The sequence below is a fragment of the Nocardia sp. NPDC051030 genome, from assembly GCF_040683015.1.
Lineage (GTDB): Bacteria > Actinomycetota > Actinomycetes > Mycobacteriales > Mycobacteriaceae > Nocardia.
The window spans coordinates 138,701-165,409 of sequence record NZ_JBFBCD010000002.1; the positions used below are offsets into that span (position 1 = coordinate 138,701).

25 protein-coding genes, 2 tRNA genes and 1 pseudogene are annotated in these 26,709 nt (G+C 65.2%); 19 read left to right on the forward strand and 9 right to left on the reverse strand.

Annotation, left to right across the window (positions count from 1 at the left end; translation table 11 throughout):
* Positions 1-55: 55 nt before the first annotated feature.
* A complete protein-coding gene (locus AB0N05_RS05135; protein ID WP_364687778.1) occupies positions 56-907 on the forward strand; it encodes a TetR/AcrR family transcriptional regulator in 852 nt (283 codons plus the stop codon).
* Between the two features lie 144 nt (positions 908-1,051).
* Here AB0N05_RS05135 and AB0N05_RS05140 read toward each other — a convergent pair whose 3' ends face one another.
* A complete protein-coding gene (locus tag AB0N05_RS05140) occupies positions 1,052-1,822 on the reverse strand; it encodes an SDR family oxidoreductase (RefSeq protein WP_364687780.1) in 771 nt (256 codons plus the stop codon).
* Positions 1,823-1,950: 128 nt separating this feature from the next.
* Here AB0N05_RS05140 and AB0N05_RS05145 point away from each other — a divergent pair, with 128 nt between their 5' ends.
* Together AB0N05_RS05145 and AB0N05_RS05150 are read left to right on the forward strand one after the other, a co-directional pair.
* Positions 1,951-2,583 carry a helix-turn-helix domain-containing protein gene (locus AB0N05_RS05145; RefSeq protein ID WP_364687782.1) on the forward strand — a complete coding sequence of 211 codons (633 nt, stop codon included), beginning with the start codon at positions 1,951-1,953 and terminating at the stop codon, positions 2,581-2,583.
* Between the two features lie 185 nt (positions 2,584-2,768).
* Positions 2,769-3,497, forward strand: coding sequence for an HNH endonuclease (locus tag AB0N05_RS05150; RefSeq protein WP_364687784.1), 729 nt, complete (start codon positions 2,769-2,771; stop codon positions 3,495-3,497).
* Positions 3,498-3,650: 153 nt separating this feature from the next.
* On the opposite strand, the gene AB0N05_RS05155 is transcribed toward AB0N05_RS05150, so the two are convergent.
* Positions 3,651-4,484 carry a DUF559 domain-containing protein gene (locus AB0N05_RS05155; protein WP_364687786.1) on the reverse strand — a complete coding sequence of 278 codons (834 nt, stop codon included), beginning with the start codon at positions 4,482-4,484 and terminating at the stop codon, positions 3,651-3,653.
* Between the two features lie 158 nt (positions 4,485-4,642).
* Between AB0N05_RS05155 and AB0N05_RS05160 the strand changes: the two genes are divergently transcribed.
* Positions 4,643-5,521, forward strand: coding sequence for an alpha/beta hydrolase (locus AB0N05_RS05160; RefSeq protein WP_364687788.1), 879 nt, complete (start codon positions 4,643-4,645; stop codon positions 5,519-5,521).
* Positions 5,522-5,670: 149 nt separating this feature from the next.
* Complete coding sequence (locus AB0N05_RS05165) at positions 5,671-6,177, forward strand: GNAT family N-acetyltransferase (RefSeq protein WP_364687790.1); 507 nt, start codon at positions 5,671-5,673, stop codon at positions 6,175-6,177.
* Here the strand turns inward: AB0N05_RS05165 and AB0N05_RS05170 are convergent, their stop codons facing one another.
* The 3 genes and pseudogenes from AB0N05_RS05170 to AB0N05_RS05180 all read right to left on the reverse strand — a co-directional run.
* Positions 6,178-7,257 (reverse strand): MBL fold metallo-hydrolase, encoded by a 1,080-nt coding sequence (locus tag AB0N05_RS05170; protein ID WP_364687792.1) that lies wholly within the window; start codon positions 7,255-7,257, stop codon positions 6,178-6,180.
* 97 nt (positions 7,258-7,354) lie between these two features.
* Positions 7,355-8,482, reverse strand: a complete 1,128-nt coding sequence (locus AB0N05_RS05175; RefSeq protein WP_364687795.1) for a heparan-alpha-glucosaminide N-acetyltransferase domain-containing protein — start codon at positions 8,480-8,482, stop codon at positions 7,355-7,357.
* Between the two features lie 60 nt (positions 8,483-8,542).
* Positions 8,543-8,626, reverse strand: a pseudogene (locus AB0N05_RS05180) (dihydrofolate reductase); the annotation flags it as partial.
* Positions 8,627-8,798: 172 nt separating this feature from the next.
* On the opposite strand from AB0N05_RS05180, the gene AB0N05_RS05185 reads away from it, so the two are divergent.
* The 6 genes from AB0N05_RS05185 to serA all read left to right on the forward strand — a co-directional run bounded on the left by AB0N05_RS05185 (position 8,799) and on the right by serA (position 16,251).
* Complete coding sequence (locus AB0N05_RS05185) at positions 8,799-10,841, forward strand: ATP-binding protein (protein ID WP_364687797.1); 2,043 nt, start codon at positions 8,799-8,801, stop codon at positions 10,839-10,841.
* Positions 10,842-10,927: 86 nt separating this feature from the next.
* Positions 10,928-11,140 (forward strand): cold-shock protein, encoded by a 213-nt coding sequence (locus AB0N05_RS05190; protein ID WP_364689497.1) that lies wholly within the window; start codon positions 10,928-10,930, stop codon positions 11,138-11,140.
* A 975-nt stretch (positions 11,141-12,115) separates the two neighbouring features.
* Entirely contained in the window at positions 12,116-13,291 is a 1,176-nt protein-coding gene (locus AB0N05_RS05195; protein ID WP_364687799.1) for a globin domain-containing protein, read from the forward strand.
* Positions 13,282-14,025 carry a DivIVA domain-containing protein gene (locus AB0N05_RS05200; RefSeq protein WP_364687801.1) on the forward strand — a complete coding sequence of 248 codons (744 nt, stop codon included), beginning with the start codon at positions 13,282-13,284 and terminating at the stop codon, positions 14,023-14,025. Before AB0N05_RS05195 ends, AB0N05_RS05200 begins: the two co-directional genes overlap by 10 nt.
* Before the next feature lie 39 nt (positions 14,026-14,064).
* Entirely contained in the window at positions 14,065-14,469 is a 405-nt protein-coding gene (locus AB0N05_RS05205) for a globin domain-containing protein (RefSeq protein WP_364687803.1), read from the forward strand.
* 183 nt (positions 14,470-14,652) lie between these two features.
* The gene (serA, locus tag AB0N05_RS05210; protein WP_364687805.1) at positions 14,653-16,251 is read left to right on the forward strand and encodes a phosphoglycerate dehydrogenase; all 1,599 of its coding nucleotides are present in this window, start codon (positions 14,653-14,655) and stop codon (positions 16,249-16,251) included.
* A 58-nt stretch (positions 16,252-16,309) separates the two neighbouring features.
* On the opposite strand, the gene AB0N05_RS05215 is transcribed toward serA, so the two are convergent.
* The gene (locus AB0N05_RS05215; protein ID WP_364687807.1) at positions 16,310-16,549 is read right to left on the reverse strand and encodes a hypothetical protein; all 240 of its coding nucleotides are present in this window, start codon (positions 16,547-16,549) and stop codon (positions 16,310-16,312) included.
* A gap of 132 nt (positions 16,550-16,681) precedes the next feature.
* Here AB0N05_RS05215 and AB0N05_RS05220 point away from each other — a divergent pair, with 132 nt between their 5' ends.
* Positions 16,682-17,689: a 3-isopropylmalate dehydrogenase gene (locus AB0N05_RS05220; RefSeq protein ID WP_364687809.1), complete on the forward strand. Its 1,008-nt coding sequence runs from the start codon at positions 16,682-16,684 to the stop codon at positions 17,687-17,689.
* Between the two features lie 283 nt (positions 17,690-17,972).
* Here the strand turns inward: AB0N05_RS05220 and AB0N05_RS05225 are convergent, their stop codons facing one another.
* Positions 17,973-19,151: an MFS transporter gene (locus tag AB0N05_RS05225; protein ID WP_364687811.1), complete on the reverse strand. Its 1,179-nt coding sequence runs from the start codon at positions 19,149-19,151 to the stop codon at positions 17,973-17,975.
* 326 nt (positions 19,152-19,477) lie between these two features.
* Here AB0N05_RS05225 and AB0N05_RS05230 point away from each other — a divergent pair, with 326 nt between their 5' ends.
* The 4 genes from AB0N05_RS05230 to AB0N05_RS05245 all read left to right on the forward strand — a co-directional run bounded on the left by AB0N05_RS05230 (position 19,478) and on the right by AB0N05_RS05245 (position 22,116).
* Positions 19,478-20,251: a fumarylacetoacetate hydrolase family protein gene (locus tag AB0N05_RS05230; RefSeq protein WP_364687813.1), complete on the forward strand. Its 774-nt coding sequence runs from the start codon at positions 19,478-19,480 to the stop codon at positions 20,249-20,251.
* 13 nt (positions 20,252-20,264) lie between these two features.
* Positions 20,265-21,731 carry a glutamate--tRNA ligase gene (gene gltX, locus AB0N05_RS05235; protein ID WP_364687815.1) on the forward strand — a complete coding sequence of 489 codons (1,467 nt, stop codon included), beginning with the start codon at positions 20,265-20,267 and terminating at the stop codon, positions 21,729-21,731.
* 174 nt (positions 21,732-21,905) lie between these two features.
* A tRNA-Gln gene (locus AB0N05_RS05240) sits at positions 21,906-21,977 on the forward strand.
* Positions 21,978-22,043: 66 nt separating this feature from the next.
* A tRNA-Glu gene (locus AB0N05_RS05245) sits at positions 22,044-22,116 on the forward strand.
* A gap of 75 nt (positions 22,117-22,191) precedes the next feature.
* Here the strand turns inward: AB0N05_RS05245 and AB0N05_RS05250 are convergent.
* Both AB0N05_RS05250 and AB0N05_RS05255 read right to left on the reverse strand, forming a co-directional pair.
* The gene (locus AB0N05_RS05250) at positions 22,192-22,695 is read right to left on the reverse strand and encodes a PPOX class F420-dependent oxidoreductase (RefSeq protein WP_364687816.1); all 504 of its coding nucleotides are present in this window, start codon (positions 22,693-22,695) and stop codon (positions 22,192-22,194) included.
* A 232-nt stretch (positions 22,696-22,927) separates the two neighbouring features.
* Positions 22,928-23,629: an IclR family transcriptional regulator gene (locus AB0N05_RS05255; protein WP_364687818.1), complete on the reverse strand. Its 702-nt coding sequence runs from the start codon at positions 23,627-23,629 to the stop codon at positions 22,928-22,930.
* 129 nt (positions 23,630-23,758) lie between these two features.
* Between AB0N05_RS05255 and leuC the strand changes: the two genes are divergently transcribed.
* The 3 genes from leuC to AB0N05_RS05270 all read left to right on the forward strand — a co-directional run.
* On the forward strand, positions 23,759-25,183 hold the full coding sequence (leuC, locus tag AB0N05_RS05260) for a 3-isopropylmalate dehydratase large subunit (protein WP_364687820.1): 1,425 nt from the start codon (positions 23,759-23,761) through the stop codon (positions 25,181-25,183).
* Positions 25,184-25,236: 53 nt separating this feature from the next.
* The gene (gene leuD, locus AB0N05_RS05265; RefSeq protein ID WP_364687822.1) at positions 25,237-25,845 is read left to right on the forward strand and encodes a 3-isopropylmalate dehydratase small subunit; all 609 of its coding nucleotides are present in this window, start codon (positions 25,237-25,239) and stop codon (positions 25,843-25,845) included.
* Between the two features lie 156 nt (positions 25,846-26,001).
* A partial coding sequence (locus AB0N05_RS05270; protein WP_364687824.1) for an HU family DNA-binding protein occupies positions 26,002-26,709 on the forward strand: 708 nt, incomplete at its 3' end.

Here is a 26,709-nt window from a genome sequence, read left to right on the forward strand (position 1 = left end):
TATAAGGCATATGCTAAGTTCGCTGTCAAGATGACTCGGGAGGTGGTCCACGGGAATGGCCGACGAGAATGTGTCGGATGAGCTCGCACGATTGTGGCGTCTGCGAACAGGTGCCCGACTCGGCCGTCCCGCCGGACTGGACGCCGATCGTATTGTGCGCACCGCAGTGAACCTGGCCGACCTCGGCGGCCTATCCGCCGCGACCTTGCCGAAAATCGCTGCGTCCCTGGGCGTCACGCCAATGTCGCTGTACCGGCACATCGGCTCGAAAGACGAGCTGATCGGCCTCATGGCCGACCTGGCCTTCGGCCTCGTGCCAGCTGACCCCGGACCAGCTGACCCCGCGATCGGTGACCCCGCGATCGGTGACCCCGTGTCTGGTGGCCTTGTGTCCGGCGCCCCCGCGTCCGATGATCCCATCCTCAGCGAGGCTGCCCCCGGTGACGGCTGGCGCTCGGCCCTCCGCCGCTGGGCACTGGCTCAGTTGGCTATCCATCACCGGCACCCCTGGCTGGCGCAGATCCCGATCAGCGGTCCCCCGCGCGGCCCCAATGCGATCGCCTGGATGGATTCCGGCTTGCATTCCCTCCGCGCGACAGGCTTGGACTGGCCGGCGAAGATCGGCGTGATCACCGTGGTCAGCGGATACGTCCGCCAAGCCTCCGTCACCAGCCGTCAACTCGAAGAACACCGCCGCACAGCGGATCTCAACGAAGCGCAGGCCCTCCGCGACTACCAACGCGAGCTCGCCGCCTTGGTGGATCCGGCCCGATTCCCCGACGCAGCGGAACTCTTCGCATCGGGCCTGTTCAACTCGATCCCCGAATCCCCGGACACCGGCGACGAGGACTTCACCTTCGGCCTGGAACTCATCCTCGACGGCGTAGCCGCCACCATCATGCGCTAGGCCCTGTCGACGACAATCTCACCGAAGTTGCAGGCCTTCTCGACACTTGCAGGCAATACAGCCCCTGCAAATGTCGAGAAGGCCTGCAATTGCCAACGGGCCCACCGGACTTCCGGCGGGCCCGTTCGGGCAGTGCTGCTTCGATTACTGGTGGGTGCCGCCGTCGATGCGGATCTCGGTGCCGGTGATGAACGCGCCGTCGTCGGAGGCCAGCATGGCGACCACGCCCGCGACCGTATCGGGCGAGGCGAAGCCCTGGCCGATGGCCGGAATCAGCTTGGTGAACAGCGTGAAGTCGGCGTCGGCAGGAAGCCCCGGGCCGCGACCGTCGGTCATATCGCTGGAGATGGATCCCGGCGCGACGGCGACCACGCGCAGCCCCTGCTTGCCGTATTCGGCGGCCAGCGCATGCGTCATCGACATGATGCCGCCCTTCGACGCGGCGTACGCGGTCATGTACGGATGCGCGAAGAACGCGGACGTCGAGGTGAAGTTCACGATCACGCCCTTGCCCGACTCCAGCAGTGCGGGAAGCGATTCGCGAATCATCAGGAAGGTGCCGGTCAGATTGACCGTGATGATCGTATTGAAATCCGCCAGCGGCATCTCATGCGTATGCGCCGACCGCAGAATCCCGGCCGCGTTCACCAGCGCATCCAGCCCGCCGAGCGTCTCAACCGCGCTCGCCACCCCCGCGCGCACCGATTCCTCATCGCCGATATTGATGGTCACGGTGCTCAACCGCTCGCCATTCCCATTGGCCGCGGCCTGCTTGGCGGTCTCCGCCAGCCCGTCCACATTGATATCGGCGGCCACGACCCGCCCGCCCTCGGCGAGGATGCGGTGCACGGTGGCCCGCCCGATGCCGGAGCCCGCGCCGGTGATCAGAACGCGGCGATCGGTGAAACGCTCCATTGCGAACTCTCCTAGTCTCGATCCCAAATCTTCTCCCTGACACGCTACGCCCACATGGCACACCGTGCCATAGTGGCATCCCGTCAACTAGGATCGACCCTGCCAGGATCCACGACCCGGAGGTATTAGTGCCCGCGCCGCGCACCGACACATCAGCCCGGCCCACCCTGGCCGAACGCCGCAAGGCCGCCACCCGCCTCGAAATCGCCCACACCGCCGCCCGCCTCTTCGCCGCGCACGGCACCGCCGAAGTAACCGCCGAACAGATCGCCGCCGAATCCGGCGTAGCCCTCCGCACCTTCTACCGCTACTCCCGCACCAAGGAAGACGCCGTAGAACCCATGCTCGCAACCGGCGCGCAACGCTGGCTGCAAATCATCGCCTCCGGCCCACCCCGCCTCCCAACCCTGACCGAACTCGAAGCAGCAGCCGTGCGCTCCATGACCATCGAAGACAGCGAGGACCTCGACCTCACCCGAGGCCTGCTCCGCGCCATGGAAGGCGACCCGGCCCTCCGCGCGATCTGGCATCGCATCAACATGGAGGGCGAGCGCGAATTACGCCGCGTCCTAACCGATTTGGCAGGCGCCGACACCGATCCACTGCAAGTCCGCCTACTCGCGGCGGCCGCCGCCGGAGGTATCCGGATCGCACTGGAAGAGTGGGCGGCAGAAGACAACTCGTCCCCCGTCCCCCCATCCGAGCTAGCGGCCAGGTCCATGCGGGCACTCGGCGCGGGTATCGGCTCAGCCGAACGGTAGTCTCCGCCCGGCCGCCAGCGTTTCGCGAGCCATCCCCGATGCGGTGCCCGCCAAGGTATCGACCGGTCGCTAAGCGACTCCTCAGCTACCCATAGTGCGCACATCGCCCTGCTAGTCGACTGCAAGGCGGCAAACCAAACTGGACTGTTTGCCAAATCAAGTCGTGTGAAGTCACAATCATTCACATGGTTCGCAGTCCAGCCTGGACCCGGGACGAACTGATCCTGGCATGTGATCTCGTGGTGCAGAACCACTGGAAAGAGCTACGTCAGCACGATTCGCGGGTAGCCGAGTTGTCCGAACTGCTGCGCTCCTTACCGATTCACCCACCGATCGCACGCCCAGAGACGTTCCGGAATCCAAACAGCGTCTCGCGCAAAACAACGGACATCGCGACCCACCACCCGGACTACCGAGGCAAACCTACTCGGGGCGGTGCACTGGACGAGCTGGTGCTGAACGATTTCCGGGCCTTCCCCGAAGAGATGCACGCAACGGCGGAAGCAATTCGCCAAGCGGCCGCCGCGGGCAGTTTCGACGCCGCCCTCGTTGCGGACGCAGATCTGTTCGATGAAGAAGACTCCGCGCGCGAAGGCAGGCTGCTCCAGGCTCTCAGCAACCGCCATGAACGAGATCCGAAGCTGCGTACAAGGAAGATCCGCGAGTTCCTACGCACGCACGACCGAGTCCGCTGCGAAGTATGTACCTTCGATTTCGAAGCCATATACGGGGACCGCGGCAAGGACTACATAGAGGTCCATCACAAAACCCCGCTCCACGAGTCCGGTGAAACAAGAACCCGCACCGCCGACCTGATCCTTCTATGCTCCAACTGCCACAGGATGATTCACCGTGGGTCCCGCTGGCTCCATCCCGACGAGCTTCGAGAGCTTTTGGCTTCTAATCACTGTTGAACAGCAAACCGGATTCCGCGACTTCGGTCAGAAACTGGATGTCGATCTTCGGTGCTGACGGTGGCTTCAGCGAACCGGTCCAGGCGTGCACTAAGGGTCGGATCGGGTCAGGAAGCTGACGATTCTGGGCTGTTGGTGCACGGATGGGCCGGATCAGCGCCAGCGGGCTCGTCTGCGCCGGCGTACCACTTGTGCTACTTCGTCTGCGCATTTGTCGAGGGACTGGAAGACGTCGGCGGCGGCGTAGCGGAGGACGAGCCAGCCGGCGAGGACGAGGGCATTTTGGCGCCGGCGGTCGTGACGGAATGCGTGTGGGGTGGTGTGGAATTCGCGGCCATCGATCTCGATGATGGTGCGGCCTGGTTCGTCGACGAAGTCGCAGGTGTACTGGCCTACGGGGTGGTTTGCCAGGAGGTGGAGGCCTCGCTGTGACAGGGCTCTGGCAAAAAGTCGTTCGGGTTCGGAGGCGGCACGGATTGCGGCTTCGCGCAACTGGTTTCGGAGCTCACCGGTGCCGCGAAGGGGCGAGTTGCAGAGGGCGAGGAGGTCTTGGGGGGAGACAGTTCGAGCTATGTGGTTGTCGATCATGGCGTTGGCCTCGGGTTTGTGGAGCACCGCGGTGCAGTCCAGCAGGGTGAGTACGGTTGTGCTGATTGGCAGGTCGCGCACTTCGTCGATCCATTCGGGCGCGAGGTCGCGTCTGTAGAGGCGGAGCCATGGGGGAGTGCGGCGGTATACGGACTTCGGCACCGTGGCCTCGAACTGGGTAGGTTCTGACAGCATGCCGTGCAACCATCCGGCCGTTCGATGACTCAATACGGCACGAGGCGCCCAGGCGTCTATTGCCTCACACTTGGCGAATGCAGTGGGAGTACACAGGCAATAGACGCGGGGAAGCAGTCGGATGTAAGTGCCGCGTCGTACACGATCGTCGATGGTGCTGCCGGGGATCCCCTCCGCCAGCAGTTCTGCTCGTGTGCGGATCATGAACTGAGAATTGCAGAGTCGTTGTGTTGGCAAGATTGACCGACCTGCGCCGACCGTGGACCTGTGGATAGCTCACGGGCTGTGGAATTCGCTCTGGGGAGCGGCGTCACGCTGCCGGGAACTCGGTGCTGAATCAGTGTGCTGGGTTAACGTGGGTTATGGGTGCTGAACAGGGTCCGCCGTTGATCTCAGGGGTGCGTCGGAGTTTTGTCGAGGCCAGGGGGGTTCGGTTTCATGTGACCGAAGCCGGCAGTGGGAGGCCGGTTCTGGTGTTGCATGGGTGGCCGCAGCATCACTATGTGTATCGGGATCTGCTGGCGGATCCGCCGGAGGGGTTGCGGGTTATTGCGCCAGATCTGCCTGGGTATGGGTGGTCTGGAGCCGCGCCGCATCGGTGGGCGAAGGAAGACGTTGCCAGTGACGTGCTTGCGCTTATGGATGCGCTGGGGTTGAAGGATGATGTGCTGTTGGTGGGGCATGACTGGGGTGGGTTTGTGGGGTATCGGATGATCTTGCGGGAGCCGGAGAGGTTTCGGGGGTATCTGGCTTTGAATATGGCTCATCCGTGGGTGCCTGCAAAGGTGGTGGCTCGGCAGGCTTGGCGGATGTTGGCTTATCAGCCGTTGATTGCTGGGTTGGGGGTGCCGTTGCAGCGGCGGACTCGGTTCTTGGAGACGCTGATTGGGGCTGCTGCCAGCGATCCGGCGGTCTTCGATCGGGAGACCGTGCGGGTGTTTTCTGAGCGGTTCAGGGATCCGGTGGTGGCTCGGGCGGCTACCGATACTTATCGGACCTTCCTGTTGAAGGAAGTTCCGGCTTCGGTGCGGAACCCGGAGAGGCGGCGGGCGTCCATGCCGATTCGGGCTCTGTTCGGGATGGATGATGCTGCGGTGCATTACTCGCTGGCGGCGGCGGATACGGCTCGGACGGATGATTACACGCTCGAAACCGTCTCCGGGTGTGGTCATTTCATTGTGGATGAGAGGCCGGAACTGGTGCGTGCCCGGTTGATCGAGCTGGCGGGGGAGACTGCCTAGCTGGAACTCTGCCGCATAGCCGGTTGGCGCATGTTCGGCTGGGGGTGCGATCGTTGTGGGGATGAGATCAGCGGTCGTGACGTGGTGCCGGAGGTTGGGTCGGGGGTGACGGCGGCGGGGCGGGTGGCGGAATCCCTATAGTTCGTGGGGTGTCTGGTGTGATTGTTCGTCCGGCCGAGGTCGCGGACGAGAAGTTTCTGTGGGCGATGCTGTTCGAGGCGGCGTATAGCCGTGAGCAGGGGATGACCTCGCCCGACGAGTTACGGGCGGTGCCGGAATTGGCGCGCTATGTCGAAGGATGGGGTGTGGCAGGGGATCTCGGGGTGATCGCCGAGGAAGATGGGGTGTTGCTCGGGGCGGCGTGGGCTCGGATGTTCACTCGGGAGAATGCCGCGTATGGGTATGTGGATGATGCGACGCCGGAGATTGCGATCGCGGTCGCGCCCGAGGGGCGCGGGGCAGGACTCGGCACGCAGCTGATGACTGGACTGCTCGATGCGATGCGGCCGGTCTACGACAGTGTGAGTTTGAGTGTGCGACGGGAGAATCCGGCACTTCGACTCTATGAGCGACTCGGGTTCGTCGAGGTGCCGGATACCGATCACGGTAATCGTGCCGGAACTGTCAGCGTCACAATGGTTTTGCGATTTCGTTGATCATTCCTTCGGAAGATCGAAGGTCAGGAGGCCCGCCGCGAGGTAGTCGTCGGGGTCGAGAAGCATGCGGATTTCCGGGCGTTCGCCCTCGGGTAGGCGCGCGAGCTCGTCGTGCAGTGGCGTCCGGAAGGCCTCGCCGCGGGCAGTGAACACCGGCAGCCAATTGTCGTGGTGATTGGGGACGAATACCTTGGGGCGCAAGGCTTCCACATAGCTGCGCGGGTCGCGCAGGCCATTGGTGAACTGGTTGAAACCCTGTACCGCACCGATGTGGACGTCCGAGCGGGGGAGCTCCCGCAGCACGTCGAGGACCCGCGGGGCCTTGTCCAGCAGGGGGCCGGAGGAATCGTGCCAGGTGAGAACGAAGTTCTCGGTGCGGAACTGATAGAGCAGCACCCCGCCTTCCGGCGCGACCAGATTGCGCACCAGATGCGTGGAGTCGGCGAGAGTCGGTGGGTGCGTACGAATGTCGCACGGGCACGGCCGAGGCCGCACGGGCGTGGAAGCGTCGGGGCCTTCGTGACGGGGAGTGCGGGCGGAATGCACGTGGCGGACGGCGGTCACCGACAAGCCGGGAGCGAGCTCGAAGTCATAGCGATCACCGGGCAGCGAAGTACCGGAACCCAGTTCCACGCAATCGAATTCGGCCGCATCGACCTGCTTGCGCGCGGTCGCGCAATGCTCGGCGGTGCCGTGCACCACCGCGCCGCTGGCCTGTGCGATCGGCCCGGCATCGGCGGCGTGGTCGAAGTGCCCGTGCCCGATGAAGATGGCCGCCGGTCGCAGCGCGGCGACCTCGGTGGGCGTGGTGGGGACATAGCCGGAGGTCACACCGCGTGGCACCCAGGCATCCAGCAGGAACACCGCCCCACCCATGGCGACCGCGAAGCTCGCACAACCGAACCACGCCACCAGCACCTGGTCCTCACGCACCGCACCGGTTTCCGCGTCCACGGCCGCATCGCCGAAGAACCGCCGCCGCGCCGCTATGGTCTGCTCGAGCGTCGGCGGGTCGATCGCGGGGGTGGCGAATCGCTCGGTCAGACCAGCCAGACCGCGTTGCATGGGACTGCGCGCCACCCGAGCACCTCTTCCTGAATTCCCGACCGAGCGATCCCGCCCGTCGCTCCGCATTCTGCCGGGATCCCCCAAGACTTGTCAGCCCAGGTTCAGCGACTTATCCGGCGGATCCTGCCGAGATCGGCGGGGATGGGGCCCGCCCGGGAGTGGTGGCGCGGACTCCGACCCAGGTCACCAGGCGTTCGAGTGGGCCGCGGCCGAGGACGAGTACGTACAGGGTTGCCGATGCGATGGTGATTCCGAGGAAAATTGCCAGGACCGTATTGCCGGTGGATTCCCGTGCTCCCTCGCTGAGGAATCGCACCGCGACGATATGGGCGGCGTACACCGTGAGCGGAATCGATCCCACCGCGGAGATCGGGAAGAGCAGCGGCCGCATGCGATCCACGGTGAGCAGCAGTGCGCCGAGCACCGTCAGCGCAAAGCCGAGGGATCCGGCGATTTCGAAGGTGGTTCCGGAATGTGGTTCGGCGGTGAGGAGTTGGGCCCAGTCCGACTCGATCGCCTCGCCGAGATTGGTTGCGAGCCAACCGCCGCCGTAGCCGAGAATCATCAGTGAGGCACCGGCTACGAGAAGCCGCATGCGCAGCACGGTCGAGCCGAGATCGCTTCGGCCGAGGGCAAGTCCGACGAGCGCGAAGGTGATCCACACCAGACCGGGATACTCGCCGATCACCGCGAGATCGGTTATCTGTGCACCGGAACAGGTTTCGTCCGAGCGATCACAGGAGCCCGACAACAGATGGCTGAGCCATATCGTCAAAGCCGGTGCCACTACAGCCCATCCCGCCGCGAGGATCAGCAGCCGCCGCGGCGTCCAGGTGAGGAACGGCAGGCAGCACACGAACAGCAGCGCATAAGTTTGCAGGATCACCGAGATGCCGGTGTCCAGCGCCGTGAGCACTCCGCCGATCGCGAATAATACGCAGGCGCGCACCAAGATTCGTGTCCGCGCCGCCACCAGTTGTGATCCCGTCGGCGGTCGCTGCCGTCCGCTGATCAAGGCGATGGACACTCCGGCCAAGGTCGCGAACAGGATGGCGGAGCGGCCGTGCGCCACGGCCAGCCAGCTGCCCGGGTCACCCCAGCTGAGCGAGCGGGTGACACCCACATGGGCGACGATCATGCCCAGCACGGCGAGTCCGCGCGCGGTGTCGAGCGCGAGAATCCGGGATGGCGCGGGCGCGCGAGCCGCTACGGGCGGTGCGGCGACGGTAATGCTCATACCGGCATGGTGCCGACCCGAGCATTAGGAGATCGTGAAGCTGATTCGAATCTCAGGGATCCATTCGTGCAGCCGCTCACCGCCGATGCCGAGCGGGTTGTCCGGGCTCTGGTCGGGCCCGGCGACGTAGCCGTCCAACGAGATCGAGGGGTAGCCGAGACCTTGCCGTTGCGCTGGGCAATCGCTCGGTGAATGTCGGAATCACACCGTGACTATTCGTTGCGGAAATGTTCAGTCCCTTGTTAACCAAGCAGCGTTGCATCGAATTCAGAGGTAGCTGAACGAAGGCTGCCGCGAGGGCAATTGGGGGCCCACCATGTACAACGACGTGCATGTGGCCGCGGTGGAACGCGATGACCACAAGTACACGATGCGAATCAGCAGGCTGGCCATCGACAAGCTCGGAATCAGGCTCTACGACCGGGTTTCGGCGGTTCTGGCCGAACTCATCGCCAACTCCTACGATGCCGACGCCACCGAGGTCGATGTGGAACTGCCCTGGGGCGTCACCCTCGCCGGAACCATCCGTGCCGCAAACGAACCCGCGTACCGGATCGTCATCTCCGACAATGGCCACGGCATGACCGCCGATGAGGTCAACGCCCACTATCTGATGGTCGGCTCCGACCGCCGCATCCGCACCGGTTCCGACCTGTCCCGTGAGCGTCGGCGACCGGTCATGGGGCGCAAGGGAATCGGGAAACTCGCCGCCTTCGGCATCTGCCGCACCATCGAGGTCATCACCGCGGGCAGCCACGAGGGCGACCACACCCCGCTCGGCTGGCCGGTCGCGCATCTGGTGATGGATCTCGACGAGATGCTCTCCGACACCGAACGTGACTATTACCCGAAAGCCGGTGCGCTGGACGGCACTTTCACCGCCACCCGCGGCACCACCGTCATCCTGAGCAACTTCTTCCGCAAGCGCGTGAACACCGGCACGGAGCTGAGCCGGCAGCTGGCGTCGCGCTTCGGCATCGAACGCTCGGATTGGCGGGTCAATGTGCGCAATAGCATCGGCACGGAGAGCTTCATTCTCAGCGACCTCGCCATCGATGTGATGGAGGAGACGCGCATCGATGTCAGCCGCGTGCCGGTCCGCTTCGGCAGGCAGTTCCTTCCGGTGACCGGGTGGATCTCCTACTCCAAACAGCCGTACCGCGATGAGGCCATGGCCGGTGTGCGCATTTACGCGCGCGGCAAGATCGTCGCGCAGACAAGGGATTTCGGCATCCCGGCCGGATTCACCGGCGAGTTCAAACTTCGTTCCTACCTGGTCGGCGCCATTCACGTCGACTGGCTCGACGACGACGAGGACATGGTGCGCTCGGATCGCCAGGACATCATGTGGAACTCGCCGCGTGGTGAAGCGCTCGCGCAATGGGGCCGGGCGCTCATCAAGGAAATCGGCAGGCTCGGCGAGAAATCCATTCGGAGAAGGGTGTGGGAGGAGTTCGTCGAACGCTCGCGCATCCACGAGATGCTGGAGGCGATCGCGCCGGGGGACCGGCAGTTCCGCGACTCGGTCCTGGATGCCGCGCGAATCCTGGTGGCGCACAAGGACCGTGCCTCCCTCGATGATCCCGCGCATATCGAGAACATGCTGCGCCTGGCGCTGTCGCTGGGACCGCAGCGCAGCCTGCTGGACACCCTCAAGGAGATCGCCGAGGACGAGACCGATCAGGAAATCGATGTGGTCGTCGCGCTCTTCGAACGCGCCCGGGTCGCCGAGATCTATTCGCTCGGCCAGATCGCCAGCGAGCGTGTCGCAGTGGTGAACCGGCTACGCGCCCTCATCGACGATCGCCGCTCCTTGGAGCGCCCCTTCCAGGAGCTCATCGAAAGCGCCCCCTGGTTGCTCGCCCCCGAATGGACCCCACTGGGCATGAACGAGTCCCTCAAACGCGTCCGCGCCAGCTTCGAACGCTGGTACGCGCACAAGTTCGGGACCGCCCTGCTCACCACCACGATCGGCAGCCCGAAGCGCGAACCGGACTTCGTCCTGCTGCACGATTCCGGCGAACTGTGGATCGTCGAGATCAAGCGCATGGACTATCACCTCACCGATGAGGAGTACAACCGCGCCGTCAACTACCTCTACGAACTCGACCGTTTCCTGGAGGAGAATCCGCGCATCGGAGCCCAATTCCCGCGCCGGCGACTGACTTTCATCGTCGATCACATCGACAAGCTGGGACCGGCCTCGCTGTCCTCGCTCTTCAGTGATCAGCGGGTGGATCGCCGCACCTGGCGGGAACTGCTGGACGCCACCCTGCGCGCCCACCGCGACTTCCTCGAACGCGTGTACTCCATGCGTGGCGCGGACGAGGAGGGGCAGGGTGCCGCGCGGGCTGGGTGACCGCGCGGCACCTCGACGCCCGTGACACCATGGATGACGGCACACGCGGGGGCGAAGGTGTCCCGGACATCGAGAAGGTTTGGGGAATGTTGCGCGGCACGGTGAAGTGGTTCGACAGCGAGAAGGGCTTCGGCTTCATCACTCCGGACGGCGGCGGCCCCGACGTCTTCGTGGAGTACACCGCCGTCGAGGGCGACGGATTCCGATCACTGGTCGAGGGTCAGCGGGTCGAGTTCGAAGTGCGCCGCACCAAGCCCGGACCGGAAGCGGTATTCGTCCAGGTCATTCGAGAGTTCTAGCAGCTCGAACTCGGTATCGATGAATTCGGAGATCGGCGCGGGAACAGCACCCGCGCCCATCTCCCGGGTACGCGACTTCGACCCCATCAATTCGCACTCCCATTCGACCGGATCAGCAGGCAATTCGCATTGTCCGAGCAAAGTCGGCAAATGCATCGAAGCCACCGCACTATCCGGATGTTCGTGCGGCCAGCCCGGCGCTACCACTGGCCGGCGGCCGTAGCGCCTTCACCGGATCCCGCACCCACCAGGCCATCTGTGGTCTGGATGCCCATGAAACCAGGGGCCATTGCCCCCTGAAATAGGGGCGTGATTGGCGCGTTATAGGCGAACTGGACACTTGACTATGAGCTGGGCCACACACTCAATAGACGGTGACGCCGGTCACATTGTGTCAATGGCCGGTAACGAGCTTGAAAAGGCCGCCGATATGCTCAGCGTCGGAAGTTAAGTAAGAGATTTGCATGAGAGGTTTATCTACATGATCCCCGTTATCATCGACACCGGTTCCGCTGCTCTGAACGGCCTGCTCGACACCGGCTCGGCCGCCCTGCACGGTATCCTCTCCACCCTGTGGACCGGTTCCTTCGGCCGCTAATTCGGCCTGACGTCGAATTATTCGACTTGAAAGCCGGCCTCGGACTTCGCAGCTCCGAGGCCGGCTTTCGTCGTATCCGGACCGATTCGTAGCGGCCTGGACCTGGGGGTTGTGACCTCGCCCACGTCTTTACCTTGCCTAACTATAATTTGCCACCGGATAGCTCGAAATCCGGTGTGGCAGAGACTGTTTTTCTCGTTTCGACAGCGCCGATCCGATGTCCTAGGTTGACCATATTCGGACAGTTGTTCAGGACGAGCTGTGCCGCTTCCTCGCGGTGGGAGTCGCATCTGGAAAGAGGCACAGCCGAGGGGAGCGGAAGAGATGTCGATGCACCTGGATCTGCCACGCCCGCATCGTCGGCGGGCGCGGCGCGGATGAACCTCGAGGCACTACAGACGAGCTGGCGACGCGTCGAGCGCATCGGCGACGAGGCGACGCAGTACTTCTACTCGCATCTGTTCCTCGCTCACCCCGAGGTCCGCGAGATGTTCCCGATCCGGATGAGCACCCAGCGCGCCAAGTTCTTCGCCGCGCTCGGCCGGATCGTCAGCAATGTCGAAACCCTGGCCGACGACCCGGAATTCGTCGCCCAGCTGGGCCGCGACCATCGCCGCTTCGGCGTCATCGCCGACCACTACCCGGCCGCCGGGGCCTCACTGCTGGCCACGCTCGCGCACTTCCACGGCGCGCGCTGGACCGAGGAACTCGCCCAGACCTGGACCGACGCCTACTGGGCGGTCGCCGGGATCATGACCGCCGCGGCCGAACAGGCCGCCGACACCCCGGCCTGGTGGGACGCCGATATCGTCGCCACCGAACGCCGCAGCATCGACGTCACCGTGCACACCGTGCGCCCGCTGCAGCCGTTCCACTATGAGGCCGGTCAGTCGATCGCCATCGAGATCCCGCAGCGGCCACGGCTGTGGCGCTACTTCTCGCCCGCCAACGCACCGCGCCCGGACGGCACCTTCGACATTCACGTACAGGCGGTGGACGGCGGCGAGGTGAGTGCGACCTTCGCGCGGATGGTCCGCCCCAATGACCGCATCCGGCTCGGTTCGCCGGTCGGCACGGCCCTGGTGATCCCGCCCGAGGCGGCCGATCGGCTGCTGCTGGTCGCGGGCGGTTCCGGACTCGCGCCGCTGCGCGCGGTGCTCGATCGGATCGAACAAACCTGGCGGCACAGTGGTTTCGCGCCGCAGGTGCGGCTGTTCCACGGTGTGCGCACCGCGTGGAATCTCTATGACCATGAGGCGCTGACCGCGCTCACCGAGTACCCGTGGTTCACCTATACCCCGGTGGTGTCCGAGGATCCGGGCTTCCGCGGCGTGCAGGGCATGGTCGGCGCGGTCGCCGCGCGCGGCCTCGACCTATCCGGTTGTACTGCGCTGGTGTGCGGTTCACCCACCATGGTCACCGCGACCGTCTCCGATCTCACGATTGCCGGGATGCCGCGCCACGCCATCCGATACGAGATGTTCGGCCAGGCCGCCGCCGCCGATCAGCCCGCCGACCAGCGCAGTTCCGACAAGGTTGCCCAATGGATGTGAAACCCGAAGACATTCAGTCCGTTCGGTTCAAGGCGGCTCGACTGGGCCGGCGCGGCTACGACTCCGAGGAGGTCGACCGCTTCCTCGACCACCTGCAGAAGGCGCTGGCCAAACTCGCGCGCGAGAACCGAAACCTCACGCTCACCAGCAATACCGGCGAACTGACCCGGTTGCAGCGGGAGAACATGCAGCTGGCCGCCAAGGCCGAGTCTTTGCAAATCCAGATGCAGACCATGGTGTCGGCCGGTGAGGTCTCGGAGTTGCAGCGGCAGTTGGCGAACGCGAACTGGGAAGTCTCCCGCTTGCAGCAGGAGATGGAACGCGACGCCCAGGGCATCAACGCGCACGCCGTCGAGGTGCTCAATCGTGCTCAGCTGTCGGCGGATTCGATCATCGATCAGGCCGAGCAGCATGCCCGCGAGCTCATGACGGTCGCCCGGGCGCAGCATCGCGAATTGCTCCAGCAGACCCGGGATTCCGGCGGACGCAGTTCCGGCTTCGATCCGGACGCGGAGAGTCAGCGCGTCGAGCAGATGCGGGCCTACACCGAACTGCTGCGCAGCCAGCTGCGGGCCATGATCCAGTCACTGTCCATCGAGGTCGACAAGCTGGCCCTGCTGCCGATCGCCGGATCCGCCGTACTGGCCGGGGCCGCGCCGGGCGGTGAACTGCCGGATCCCTTGCAGGCCTTCGGATTACTGGTCAACGGGCCCGGGCATTCCCCCGAAAACTGAAGTACCGAGCAGAGATACATCGAAGTTGAGGAGTTCCACGTGAATACCCAAGCGCTGCTGGCGAGCTGGCAACAGGTCGAACAGGTCGGCCCGGAAGCCGTGCAGTACTTTTACGCGCACCTGTTCGAAGCGCATCCCGAGGTGCGCGGGATGTTCGCCGAGGACCTGACCGAACAGCGGGAGCGGTTCCTGTCCGGGCTCGCCCGCATTGTCACCAACGTCGAAACCCTCGCCGACGACCCGTCGTTCGTGCAGGGGCTGGGCCGCCACCACGCCGGTCTCGGCGTCGTAGAGGCGCACTACCCGGCGGCCGGGGCCTCGCTGCTGGCGACGCTCGAGCACTTCCTGGGCGATGCCTGGACCCCCGAGTTGAAGGACACCTGGACCGCCGCATATGGCGCGGTCGCGGGCCTGATGGTGGGCGCGGTCGAGCCCGCCGCCTAGGCGAATCGGCACGCCGGTCTCGGGCCTCGCACTGCCCGAGACCGGCGTTTCGCGTCTCCGCTCGAAATCCCCCATGTCACCGGTCTGACGGCACCCGCCTACCAGGCGGTAAGGCCGCCCGAAATGACGCCCACTAAGCTGGCGCCCGTAAATTCCGGTTCCCTTCCGTAGGAGTACCCCACAGTGAGCCAAGCAGGCCGTCCTGTTGTTCTGATCGCCGACAAGCTCGCCCAGTCGACCGTCGACGCGCTGGGCTCCGGCGTCGAGGTTCGCTGGGTCGACGGACCCAACCGCCCCGAGCTGCTCGCCGCGGTGCCGGAAGCCGATGCGCTACTGGTCCGTTCCGCGACCACCGTCGACGCCGAGGTACTCGACGCGGGTAAGAACCTGAAGATCGTCGCCCGCGCCGGCGTCGGCCTCGACAATGTCGATGTCCCCGCCGCCACCGAGCGCGGCGTCATGGTCGTCAACGCCCCGACCTCGAACATCCACACCGCCGCCGAGCACGCCGTCACCCTGCTGCTCGCCGCCGCGCGCCAGATCCCGGCCGCCGACGCCACCCTGCGCGAGCACACCTGGCAGCGCAGCAAGTTCAACGGTGTCGAGATCTTCGGCAAGACCGTCGGCGTGATCGGCCTGGGCCGGATCGGGCAGCTGTTCGCGCAGCGCCTGGCCGCCTTCGAGACCAAGATCATCGCGTACGACCCCTACACCTCCCCGGCGCGCGCCGCGCAGCTCGGCATCGAACTGGTGACCCTGGACGAGGTGCTCGAGCGCGCCGACTTCATCTCCATTCACCTGCCGAAGACGCCCGAGACCAAGGGCATGATCAATGCCGAGACGATCGCCAAGACCAAGAAGGGCGTCATCATCGTGAACGCCGCTCGCGGTGGGCTGATCGATGAGCAGGCGCTCGCCGACGCCATCATCTCGGGCCATGTGCGCGCCGCCGGTATCGACGTGTTCGAGACCGAACCGTCCACCGACAGCCCGCTGTTCGAGCTGCCGCAGGTCGTCGTGACCCCGCACCTCGGCGCGTCCACTTCCGAGGCCCAGGATCGCGCGGGCACCGATGTCGCCAAGTCGGTGCAGCTCGCCCTCGCCGGTGAGTTCGTGCCCGGCGCGGTGAACGTCACCGGCGGTTCGGTCAACGAAGAGGTCGCCCCCTGGCTGGAGATCGTCCGCAAGCAGGGCGCGCTGCTCGGTGCCCTCGCCGACGAGCTGCCGGTCTCCCTGGAGATCCAGGTCCGCGGCGAGCTGACCGCCAATGATGTTGCAGTGCTGGAGCTTTCGGCCCTGCGCGGCGTCTTCTCCGCCCTCATCGAAGACTCGGTGACCTTCGTCAACGCGCCGTCGCTGGCCAAGGACCGCGGCCTCGAGGCCACCGTCACCACCATCTCGGAGAGCCCGACCCACCGCAGCCTGGTCGATCTGCGCGCCGTGTTCGGCGACGGCCGCACCCTGAACGTGGCCGGCACCCTCACCGAGCCGCACCAGGTCCAGAAGATCGTCAATATCAATGGCCGCAACTACGACATGCGCGCCGAGGGCCTCAACCTGGCCGTCCTCAACTACGAGGACAAGCCCGGCCAGCTCGGCCGCCTGGCCACCAAGCTCGGCGACGCGGGCATCGACATCCTCGCCGCCCAGCTGACCCAGGACCTCGACGCCGAAGGCGCCACCGTCATCCTGCGCGTCAACAAGGACGTCCCGGCCGAGGTCCAGACCGAGATCACCGCCGCCGTCGGCGCAACCAAGGTCGCCCAGGTCGACCTGAGCTGATAACACACGTGAATGTGCCCCTTCCGTGGAAACGGAAGGGGCACATTCACGTTGCGGGTCAGCTGATCTTGCGTTCCCGATCCTCGATCGCGTTCTTCGCCTCGACCAGGCTCGCGATCGGATCGAGCTGCCGATAGATCCGGATGGCCTGGATCTTCTTGCCGCGCCGGAGGAGTTCGTCGATCTCGGCGTAATCGAAGGAGATACTCGGATCCGCGATGCCGAGGTGCTCGAGGATCAGATCGAGTTTGCGCTCGAGACGGCCGATCCTGCGCTCGAGTCTGTAGTTGTCGAACATCCCTCGAACCTACCGACGATGGTCCGAATCTCACTGTTTGGGAGTCGTTCGCCCTGGTGACGGGCCTCGTGGAGGCACCCGCTATCGTGGCCGTGAAGTGGCGGACGCATATCCGAACGGAGCATTGTTTTCATGAAACTCGCTGTCATCCCGGGCGACGGTATCGGTCCCGAGGTCATCGCCGAGGCCCTCAAGGTGCTCGATGTGGTGGTTCCCGGTGTGGAGAAGACCGAATACGACCTGGGGGCCAAGCGGTTCCATGCCACCGGGGAGATTCTGCCCGACAATGTGCTGCCCGAGTTGAAGCAGCATGATGCGATTCTGCTGGGCGCGATCGGTGATCCGTCGGTGCAGAGCGGTGTGCTCGAGCGGGGTCTGCTGCTGCGCACTCGTTTCGAGCTCGATCATCATGTGAACTTGCGTCCGTCCAAGTTGTTCGCGGGCGTGGACAGCCCCCTCGCGGGCAACCCGGATATCGACTTCGTCGTCGTGCGTGAGGGAACCGAGGGCCCGTACACCGGCACCGGCGGCGCGATTCGCGTGAACACTCCGCATGAGGTCGCCACCGAGGTGTCCACCAATACCCGCTTCGGTGTCGAGCGCGTGGTGCGCTACGCCTTCGAGAAGGCCCGCCAGCGTCGCAAGCACCTGACCCTGGTGCACAAGAACAATGTGCTCACCTTCGCCGGTTCGCTGTGGACACGCACCGTGGCCGAGGTCGGCGCCGAGTACCCGGATATCGAAACCGCTTACCAGCACATCGATGCCGCGACCATTCACATGGTCACCGATCCGGGCCGCTTCGACGTGATCGTCACCGACAACCTCTTCGGCGACATCATCACCGACCTGGCCGCCGCCGTCTCCGGTGGTATCGGCCTGGCCGCCTCCGGCAATATCGATGCCTCCGGCGTGAACCCGTCCATGTTCGAGCCCGTGCACGGTTCGGCCCCGGACATCGCGGGCCAGTCCAAGGCCGACCCGACCGCCGCGATCCTCTCGGTGGCACTGCTGCTCAACCACCTGGGCAAGTCCGAGGAGGCCGCCCGCATCGAGGCAGCCGTCGCCAAGGATCTCGCCTCGCGCACCGGCAAGGCCTCCACCGTCGAGGTCGGCAACCGCATCGCCGCCGCCCTCTGACGGCTCTCCAACTCGAAGCCCCCGCGTTCGAACTTCTTCGAACGCGGGGGCTTTCTGGTCGAAAACCGCTGTGCCGGAGAGGTTCGGGCGAAGGGCGGTTTGCCCGATCCGGGACGGAATCGGGGGCGAGATATTCGAAACATACTGGGGCAGTGAGGTATATCGCATTCATGCATTGGGATGCGAAAACGTAACGGGTATCGGTCTTCCGGATTTGCCGGAAATCCGCAAAACGAACCGGGCCCCCTGCCGCGAAGGTGTGGAGACCCGGTTCGAGGGTGGGTCAGCGGGGAGCGGTGGGGACCAAGGGGATTGCGGCCACCGCTATGACGGCGGCCAGGGCGTAGGTGATGGGGAAACCCGCGGCGGTGATGAGTGCGCCGAAGACCGGGGCGACGGCCGCCGAGGCCAAGTTCTGGCCGGTGTTCTGGATGCCCAGGCCGCGACCGGACCAGTAGGGCCCGGCGATTTCGGCTACCGCCGTGAAGGCCAGGCCATTGTCCGCGACGGTGATGATCGAGGCGGCGATCAGTAGGGGAATGGCGGCCCACCAGGTGTGTGTCCAGGCGGCTATGGCCAAGGCGGACATGGATATTGCGGCGGCAATGGCGACGGTCCGCAGGGGGCGCAGGCGGCTGCCGACGCGGTCGGACCAGATGCCCGCGCCGATTCGGCCTCCGGCGCTCAGGATTTGGGCGATCGTGACCAGCGCTCCGGCGGCGGCCAGGGACCAGCCGACGTCGCGGTGCAGCCACAGCAGCGCGAAGGTCCAGATGGTGGACTGGGGGATGACCAGCAGGACCGAGACGGCGTGAATGCGCCACAGGGTGGAATCGCCGCGGTAGGGGTTGGCGGGTCGGCCTGTGTCGCCGGATGATTGGGGGCGCGGCGGGTCGACGATGCCGATCAGGCAGCCGATAGCGGCGACTCCCGCCATCACTGCGGGCACCAGGATGGCGGTCGAGAATCCGTGTGCCGCAGCGACTGCGGGAATGGACATGGCCCCGATGGCGACGCCCAGCGGCTGCGCGGTCTGCCGGATACCCATGGCCAGCCCGCGCTGATTCGGCGGGAACCAGCCCACGATGACCCGCCCGCTCGCGCCATTGGTGCTGCCCGCGCCCAGCCCGCCCAGGAACAGCAGAATGCCCAGTGCCACATGGCTGGTGACGGTGGCGGCGGCGATTCCGGCGACCGCCATGATCGCCGGACCGGCCACCAGGACCTTGCGCTCGCCGATCCGGTCCACCACATAGCCCCACGCGATCAGCGTGCACACCAGTCCGACCGTGGGCATGGCGACCAGCAGACCCGCGGTGGCCAGCGACATTCCCTGATCGGTCAGGGCGGGCAGCAGGAAGGGAGTGCCGTGCACGAGCACCGCGCTGGAGCCCTGTGCGAAGACGCCGAGCGCCAGCATGGACCACCGTTTTGTCGTTCCGATCTGGGTCACGGTGGTCATGGTTGCACCTCTTGTCTCAATATGTGGAACTGTCGTCCTACTGTATGAACAACGGCCTTCACGTTACACCTGATGCGTCTGGCTATTTCCGGGGCAAGCTGTTTGTTTGCTCACAGGGAGTACCTGATCTTGTCCGGGGTATGGCGGACGGTGAGTTGTCTTGCGTATAAGGGCATTCCACATTCGGCCCGACCCGATGCGGACCGGCATGCCGCCCCAGCCCGGCCCGGTGGCCGACGGTGCGCCGGGCAAGCGCCCGCCCCGCCCCCGTGCCCCGCGGTCGGGCGCGTTCGGGCTGGTGGAGGCCGGTCGATAGGATGCCAGCCATGCGCCTAGGTCGAGTTGCCAGCCCAGATGGGGTCGCTTTCGTCAGCATCGAAGGAGACGGCGGGGACACGGTCGCCCGCGAAATCGCCGAACATCCGTTCGGCACGCCCACGTTCACCGGCCGCAGCTGGCCGCTCGCGGATGTCCGCCTGCTGGCGCCGATCCTTGCCAGCAAGGTGATCTGCATCGGCAAGAATTACGCGGCGCACGCCGAGGAAATGGGTGGACCGGCCCCGGCCGACCCGGTTATCTTCATGAAGCCGAACACATCCATCGTCGGCCCGAACGCCCCGATCATCTTGCCGCCCAGCTCTTCTCAGGTGGACTACGAGGGCGAACTGGCCATTGTCATCGGCCGCCCCTGCAAGGACGTGCCGGCCGCCCGTGCGAACGAGGTGATCCTTGGTTACACCGTCGCCAATGACGTGACCGCCCGCGATCAGCAGCGCCACGACGGTCAGTGGACCCGCGCCAAGGGCTACGACACCTTCTGCCCGCTCGGCCCGTGGATCGAGACCTCCCTGGACCCTTCGGATCTGGAGATCGTCACCGAGCTGGACGGCACGGAGAAGCAGCGCAGCCGCACTTCGCTACTGCTGCACGATATTCCGAAGTTGATCGAATGGGTGACCACCGTGATGACGCTGCTCCCGGGCGATGTCATCCTCACCGGCACCCCCGCGGGTGTGGGCCCGATGCAGTCCGGCCAGAACGTGTCCGTGACCGTCGAAGGCATCGGCACCCTCACCAATCCCGTTGCCGCCAAGCGCTGATCGAGAGAGAGCAATGACTGACGTCCGGGTTCGATTCTGCCCGTCCCCCACCGGCACACCGCATGTCGGCCTGGTCCGCACCGCCCTGTTCAACTGGGCCTACGCGCGCCACCACGGCGGCAAATTCGTCTTCCGCATCGAAGACACCGACGCCGCACGCGATTCCGAGGAGTCCTACCGGGCGATTCTGGACGCGCTGCGCTGGCTCGGCCTCACCTGGGACGAGGGCCCCGAGGTCGGCGGCCCCTACGGTCCGTACCGGCAGTCGCAGCGCCGTGACATTCATCTCGATGTGGTTCGGCGGCTATTGGAGGCGGGGGAGGCCTACGAATCCTTCTCCACCCCTGAGGAAGTCGAGGCCCGTCACAAGGCGGCCGGACGCGACCCGAAGCTCGGCTACGACAACTTCGATCGCGACCTGACCCCTGAGCAGATCGCCGCCTACAAGGCCGAGGGCCGCCCGGCGGTCATTCGCCTGCGCATGCCCGACCGCGACCTGTCCTGGGTCGACCTGGTGCGCGGTGAGACCACCTTCAAGGCGGGCGTGGTCCCCGACTTCGCGCTCACCCGCGGTAATGGCGATCCGCTTTATACGCTGGTCAACCCGGTCGACGACGCGATGATGAAGATCACCCACGTTTTGCGTGGCGAGGATTTGCTGTCCTCCACGCCACGACAGCTCGCGCTTTATGACGCGATGAAGCGGATCGGCGTCGCGGAACTTACTCCCGAGTTCGGTCATCTGCCGTTCGTGATGGGTCAGGGCAACAAGAAGTTGTCCAAGCGCGATCCGGAGTCGAATCTCTTCCTGCATCGCGACCGCGGCTTCATTCCCGAGGGTTTGCTGAATTATCTGGCGCTACTCGGCTGGAGCATCGCCGATGATCATGACCTCTTCTCCATGACGGAGATGGTCGAGGCGTTCGATATATCGAAAGTTAATTCGAATCCGGCCCGATTCGACCAGAAGAAGGCCGACGCTCTGAACGCCGAACATATTCGGTTGCTGGAGTCCGGTGATTTCGCTCACCGACTGCGGGAGTACCTCACCGAACACGGTCATATCGGCGCCGAGATCGACGAGAAGCTCTTCACTGTGGCGGCCGATCTGGTGCAGACGCGAATCGTGGTGCTGAGCGATGCATGGGATCTCTTGAAGTTCCTGTTCATCCCCGTCGACGAGTTCGCCATCGACCCGGCCGCTAAAGCCAAGAATCTCGGCGCGGACGCGGCACCGGTATTGCAGGCGGCCATCACCGCTTTGGACGGTGTTTCGGAGTGGAGTGCCGCCACTATCGAGGAAGCGCTGAAGACGGCGCTCATCGACGAGCTCGGCCTGAAGCCGCGTAAAGCCTTCGCGCCCGTGCGCGTGGCCGTCACCGGTTCGCACATCAGCCCGCCGCTGTACGAGTCCCTGGAACTGCTCGGCCGTGGCGTCGCCATGGATCGGCTGCGCGCCGCACTCGCTGTCTGCGAGTAGCGCATTGGCTGTCGCCGGGTAACGGCGGCGGAGGCCGGTGAACCCGTCAATGACCGGGCAAACCGGCCTCTGACCAGCCGATTTGTAGTTACCCCCGCTCAGCCTGCTAATCTCTTTCTCGTTCGGAAAGCGGCCGAGACGCCCTCACAAGGGGCGGCCGAATGACCGGGCCCATGGGGTATGGTGTAATTGGCAACACAGCTGATTCTGGTTCAGCCATTCTAGGTTCGAGTCCTGGTACCCCAGCTGAGAGAGCGAATAGCTCTCGATTCGAGAAGCTTCGGCGGTCCGGCCGCCGAACATTCTCATCCTGGTCCCGTCGTCTAGCGGCCTAGGACGCCGCCCTCTCAAGGCGGTAGCGCGGGTTCAAATCCCGTCGGGACTACAAAAACGAAGGCCCCCAGCATTGCTGGGGGCCTTCGTTGTTTTCCGCTGTCACGCAGCCGTTTTCAAGGGGCTTTCAGTCCTGTGCGGCGGGGGCGGTGGTGCCGCCCAGCGGCAGTGCGGGCAAACCGAGTTTGCGGTGGTCCCAGCTGCGAATACGTTCCGGGATCACGCGCACCGCTACTCGCTTGTGCAGCATCTGTTCCACGAACGGCTTGGCCTCCTCGCTGTAGGGCCCGGTGTAGCGCTCCCACACCGAAATACCCACCTTGAACAGCGGCTCCGGATCTTCGATGATCTCCGCGCGGCCCTCGATGGACACCCCGCGCAGCTGGTCATAGGTGTCGCCGGTCTCGAGCATCACGGTGATGCGCGGATCGCGGCGCAGATTCACGGCCTTCTGCGATTTCGCCTTGGTCTCGAACCAGATCTCGCCGTCGATCAGCGCGTACCACATGGCGATCAGGTGTGGTGCGCCCGTGGCGCCCACGGTGGCCATGGTGGCGATGCGGCTGCGCTCCAGAAATTCCGCGATCTCCTGTTCGGACATCACGATCTGCGCGCGTTGATTAACTCCCATGAGCCGACTGTAATTTACGCCGTATGAGCCGGGTCACACGGCTGGGGACGGGAGCCGCTGGAAAGTCGGATATGTGCCGGTCGCGGCGTTATTGGAGCCGTGACCGGAGGGCCGCGAACGCCGAAGCCCCGGCCAGGGGTCCCGGCCGGGGCTTCGGTAGAGCTGTACGCGCCGTCAGAGCCGCTTTACCGCCGGATCCGAGACCGGTGTCGCGGGTGGGGTGATTCGGCCGTCAGAGCCGCTTGTGGAGGGCGTCGGCGGCGGCCACCAGGTCGGCGGCCCAGCGTGCGCCCGGTCGGCGGCCCATGCGGTCGATCGGCCCGGAGACCGAGACGGCCGCGATGACCGCGCCGCCGGTATCGCGCACCGGGGCGGACACGCTGGCCACGCCCGCGGCGCGTTCGGCCGCGCTCTGGGCCCAGCCGCGGCGGCGCACCTCCGCGAGGGCGCGCTCACCGAATACCGCTTCGGGCAGCACGGTGCGTTGCATATCCGGATCGGCCCAGGCCAGCAGGACTTTCGCCGCGGAACCGGCGGTCAAGGGCAGTCGGGCCCCGATCGGAACGGTGTCGCGCAGGCCCGCGGCGGGTTCCATGGCGGCCACGCAGACGCGGGCATTCCCGTCCCGCCGGTAGAGCTGGACGCTCTCGCCGGTGATCTCACGCAGGCGCGGAAGGATGGAGGCGGCGGCATCCAATAGGGGATCGGTGGCGGTGGTAGCCAGCTCCGACAGGGCCGGGCCGGGACGCCACAGCCCCTGGCCGTCGCGGGCCAGCATGCGATGCACCTCCAGGCCCACGGCCAGGCGATGCGCGGTGGCGCGGGGCAGGCCGGTGCGGGCGCACAACTCATTGAGGCCGCAGGGTTGCTCGGCTACGGCGTGCAGGACGGCCATGGCTTTGTCCAGAACACCGATACCGCTATGCTGTCTCATAGAACGATATTAGCGTCTCACGTACTGGGATATGCAAATTGCGTGCGCGCAAACCGGCTCCCAGTCGGGACGCAGCCCCCGTGTCACCAGCCCGGGCGCGGGCATGTCTATCGAAGAGGTGATGGAGATATGGCCGATCGGCCACAGACTCTGGCGGAGAAGGTCTGGGAGCAGCACGTCGTGGTGCGCGGCGGCGGCGAGGGCGCGAATCGCGAACCCGACCTCATCTACATCGACCTGCACCTGGTGCACGAGGTGACCAGCCCGCAGGCGTTCGATGGCCTGCGCGCGGCCGGCCGCCCGGTGCGCCGCCCGGACCTCACCATCGCGACCGAGGACCACAACGTCCCGACCATCGATATCGATAAGCCGATCGCCGATCCGATTTCGCGTTTGCAGGTGGAAACCCTGCGCAAGAACTGCGAGGAATTCGGAATCCGCCTGCACCCGATGGGCGATCTGGATCAGGGCATCGTGCACGTGGTCGGCCCGCAGCTGGGTCTGACCCAGCCGGGAACCACGGTGGTCTGCGGTGATTCGCACACCTCCACGCACGGCGCTTTCGGTGCGCTGGCAATGGGAATCGGCACGTCCGAGGTGGAACATGTGCTGGCGACGCAGACTTTGTCGCTGCGCCCGTTCAAGACCATGGCCATCAATATCGATGGCGCGCTGCCCGATGGCGTGACCTCCAAGGACGTCATTCTGGCGGTCATCGCGCGGATCGGCACCGGCGGCGGCCAGGGCTATGTGCTGGAGTACCGCGGCGAGGCCGTGCGGAACATGTCCATGGAAGCCCGGATGACCATGTGCAACATGTCGATCGAGGCCGGTGCCCGGGCGGGCATGGTCGCGCCCGATGAGATCACCTATGAATTCCTGAAGGGCCGTCCGCACGCCCCCGAGGGCGCGGATTGGGATGCCGCCGTGGCGGCCTGGGAGGCCCTGAAGACCGATGAGGGCGCGGTTTTCGACGAGGAAGTGCATATCGACGCCTCCACGTTGACCCCTTTCGTCACGTGGGGAACCAATCCGGGACAGGGTGTGCCGCTGGGCGACTCGGTGCCGGATCCGGAACTCATTCACGACGAGAACGAGCGCGCGGCGGCCGAGAAGGCGCTGCAGTACATGGACCTGAAGGCGGGCACTCCGCTGCGAGATGTCGCCGTGGACACCGTTTTCGTGGGTTCGTGCACCAATGGCCGGATCGAGGATTTGCGGGCCGTCGCAGACGTTCTGAAGGGCCGCAAGGTCGCCGACGGCGTGCGGATGCTGATCGTCCCAGGTTCCATGCGGGTGCGCCTGCAAGCGGAAAACGAGGGCCTGGGCGAGATTTTCACCGCCGCGGGCGCGGAATGGCGTCAGGCCGGGTGCTCGATGTGCCTGGGAATGAACCCGGATCAGCTTTCGCCCGGTCAGCGGTGTGCTTCCACCTCGAACCGGAACTTCGAAGGGCGTCAAGGCAAGGGCGGCCGTACGCATCTGGTGTCGCCGCTGGTCGCGGCCGCCACCGCGGTGCGCGGAACCCTGTCCTCACCTGCGGATCTCAACTGAACGCGGCGTGAATCCGTAGACCCTTCGGCCACAACAGACTCAGGAGAATCACGATGGAAGCCTTCAAGGTCCACAAGGGGATCGGCGTTCCGTTCCGTCGATCCAATGTCGACACAGACCAGATCATCCCGGCGGTGTATCTGAAGCGCGTTACCCGAACGGGTTTCGAGGATGGCTTGTTCGCGGCATGGCGGACGGATCCGAACTTCATTCTGAACACCGAGCCCTACAACCGAGGCAGTGTCCTGGTCGCCGGTCCGGATTTCGGTACCGGTTCCTCACGTGAGCATGCTGTTTGGGCGTTGAAGGACTATGGCTTCCGGGTGGTGATCTCCTCCCGCTTCGCGGACATCTTCCGCGGGAATGCAGGCAAGGACGGGCTTCTGACGGCCCGGATGGCGCAGAGCGATGTGGAATTGCTCTGGAAGTTGATCGAGGAACAGCCCGGTTTGGAATTGACCGTGGACCTCGAGACCCGGACCTGCGCGGCCGGAACCGTCGTGTTGCCGTTCGATATTGACGACTACACGCGGTGGCGCCTGCTGGAAGGTCTGGACGACATCGGCCTCACTCAGCGGCGCAGCGCCGAGATCAGCGAGTTCGAAAACGCAAGGCCGACTTGGAAACCCACCACCATTCCGGCCCGTATTTCGCAGACGTAATCATTGGCGGGAGTTAGCTGAACACCCTCTAACCCGGTAGCTGGGCGTGTGCCATGTCTCATCAAAATAGGCGTGGCACATAGACTCTTGCCCAAAGAAGGTTTACCGTGGTACCTAGTCGGTCCGACGACGGGCCATTAGTCTGCGGAGGATTCAATGAACAAGGCGGAACTGATCGATGTTCTGACCGAGAAGTTGGGTACTGACAGGCGCACGGCTACTGCGGCAGTCGAGCAGATTGTCGACACGATCGTGCGTGCGGTGAACAAAGGTCAGAGCGTCACCATCACGGGATTCGGTGTCTTCGAACAGCGTAAGCGTGCGGCCCGTGTGGCGCGTAACCCGCGCACTGGCGAAACCGTCAAGGTGAAGCCGACTTCGGTGCCTGCCTTCCGTCCGGGCGCTCAGTTCAAGGCGATCATCGCCGGCAAGCAGAAGATCACCGCGAGCGGCCCGGCCGTGAAACGTGGTGTGGCTGCTCCGGTGTCGGGTGGCAAGACCACCGCGAAGAAGGCCGCCAAGAAGACGACCGCGAAGAAGGCCGCCACCAAGGCACCGGCCAAGACCACGGCCAAGAAGGCTGCTTCGAAGGCTCCGGCCAAGAAGGCCACCGCCAAGAAGACGGCGGCGAAGAAGACGGTCGCCAAGAAGACCACGGTCAAGGCCACCGCCAAGAAGGCCCCGGCCAAGAAGGCCGCTGTCAAGAAGGTCACCGCGGCCAAGAAGACCACGGCCAAGAAGACCACCGCGAAGAAGGCTCCGGCCAAGAAGACGGCTGCGAAGCGTACTGCCCGTGGGGGGCGGGGGGGGGATTGCACGCGCCGGCGGGGTTTTTGTTATCGGGGGACAATGTTTGAGGCCCGC

Coding starts and splice junctions, on each gene's coding strand:
- AB0N05_RS05135 (WP_364687778.1), top strand. CDS start 56: ATGGCCGACGAGAATGTGTCGGATGAGCTCGCACGATTGTGGCGTCTG.
- AB0N05_RS05140 (WP_364687780.1), bottom strand. CDS start 1,822: ATGGAGCGTTTCACCGATCGCCGCGTTCTGATCACCGGCGCGGGCTCC.
- AB0N05_RS05150 (WP_364687784.1), top strand. CDS start 2,769: ATGGTTCGCAGTCCAGCCTGGACCCGGGACGAACTGATCCTGGCATGT.
- AB0N05_RS05155 (WP_364687786.1), bottom strand. CDS start 4,484: ATGATCCGCACACGAGCAGAACTGCTGGCGGAGGGGATCCCCGGCAGC.
- AB0N05_RS05160 (WP_364687788.1), top strand. CDS start 4,643: ATGGGTGCTGAACAGGGTCCGCCGTTGATCTCAGGGGTGCGTCGGAGT.
- AB0N05_RS05175 (WP_364687795.1), bottom strand. CDS start 8,482: ATGAGCATTACCGTCGCCGCACCGCCCGTAGCGGCTCGCGCGCCCGCG.
- AB0N05_RS05185 (WP_364687797.1), top strand. CDS start 8,799: ATGTACAACGACGTGCATGTGGCCGCGGTGGAACGCGATGACCACAAG.
- AB0N05_RS05190 (WP_364689497.1), top strand. CDS start 10,928: ATGTTGCGCGGCACGGTGAAGTGGTTCGACAGCGAGAAGGGCTTCGGC.
- AB0N05_RS05195 (WP_364687799.1), top strand. CDS start 12,116: ATGAACCTCGAGGCACTACAGACGAGCTGGCGACGCGTCGAGCGCATC.
- AB0N05_RS05200 (WP_364687801.1), top strand. CDS start 13,282: ATGGATGTGAAACCCGAAGACATTCAGTCCGTTCGGTTCAAGGCGGCT.
- AB0N05_RS05215 (WP_364687807.1), bottom strand. CDS start 16,549: ATGTTCGACAACTACAGACTCGAGCGCAGGATCGGCCGTCTCGAGCGC.
- AB0N05_RS05220 (WP_364687809.1), top strand. CDS start 16,682: ATGAAACTCGCTGTCATCCCGGGCGACGGTATCGGTCCCGAGGTCATC.
- AB0N05_RS05225 (WP_364687811.1), bottom strand. CDS start 19,151: ATGACCACCGTGACCCAGATCGGAACGACAAAACGGTGGTCCATGCTG.
- AB0N05_RS05230 (WP_364687813.1), top strand. CDS start 19,478: ATGCGCCTAGGTCGAGTTGCCAGCCCAGATGGGGTCGCTTTCGTCAGC.
- gltX (WP_364687815.1), top strand. CDS start 20,265: ATGACTGACGTCCGGGTTCGATTCTGCCCGTCCCCCACCGGCACACCG.
- AB0N05_RS05250 (WP_364687816.1), bottom strand. CDS start 22,695: ATGGGAGTTAATCAACGCGCGCAGATCGTGATGTCCGAACAGGAGATC.
- AB0N05_RS05255 (WP_364687818.1), bottom strand. CDS start 23,629: ATGAGACAGCATAGCGGTATCGGTGTTCTGGACAAAGCCATGGCCGTC.
- leuC (WP_364687820.1), top strand. CDS start 23,759: ATGGCCGATCGGCCACAGACTCTGGCGGAGAAGGTCTGGGAGCAGCAC.
- leuD (WP_364687822.1), top strand. CDS start 25,237: ATGGAAGCCTTCAAGGTCCACAAGGGGATCGGCGTTCCGTTCCGTCGA.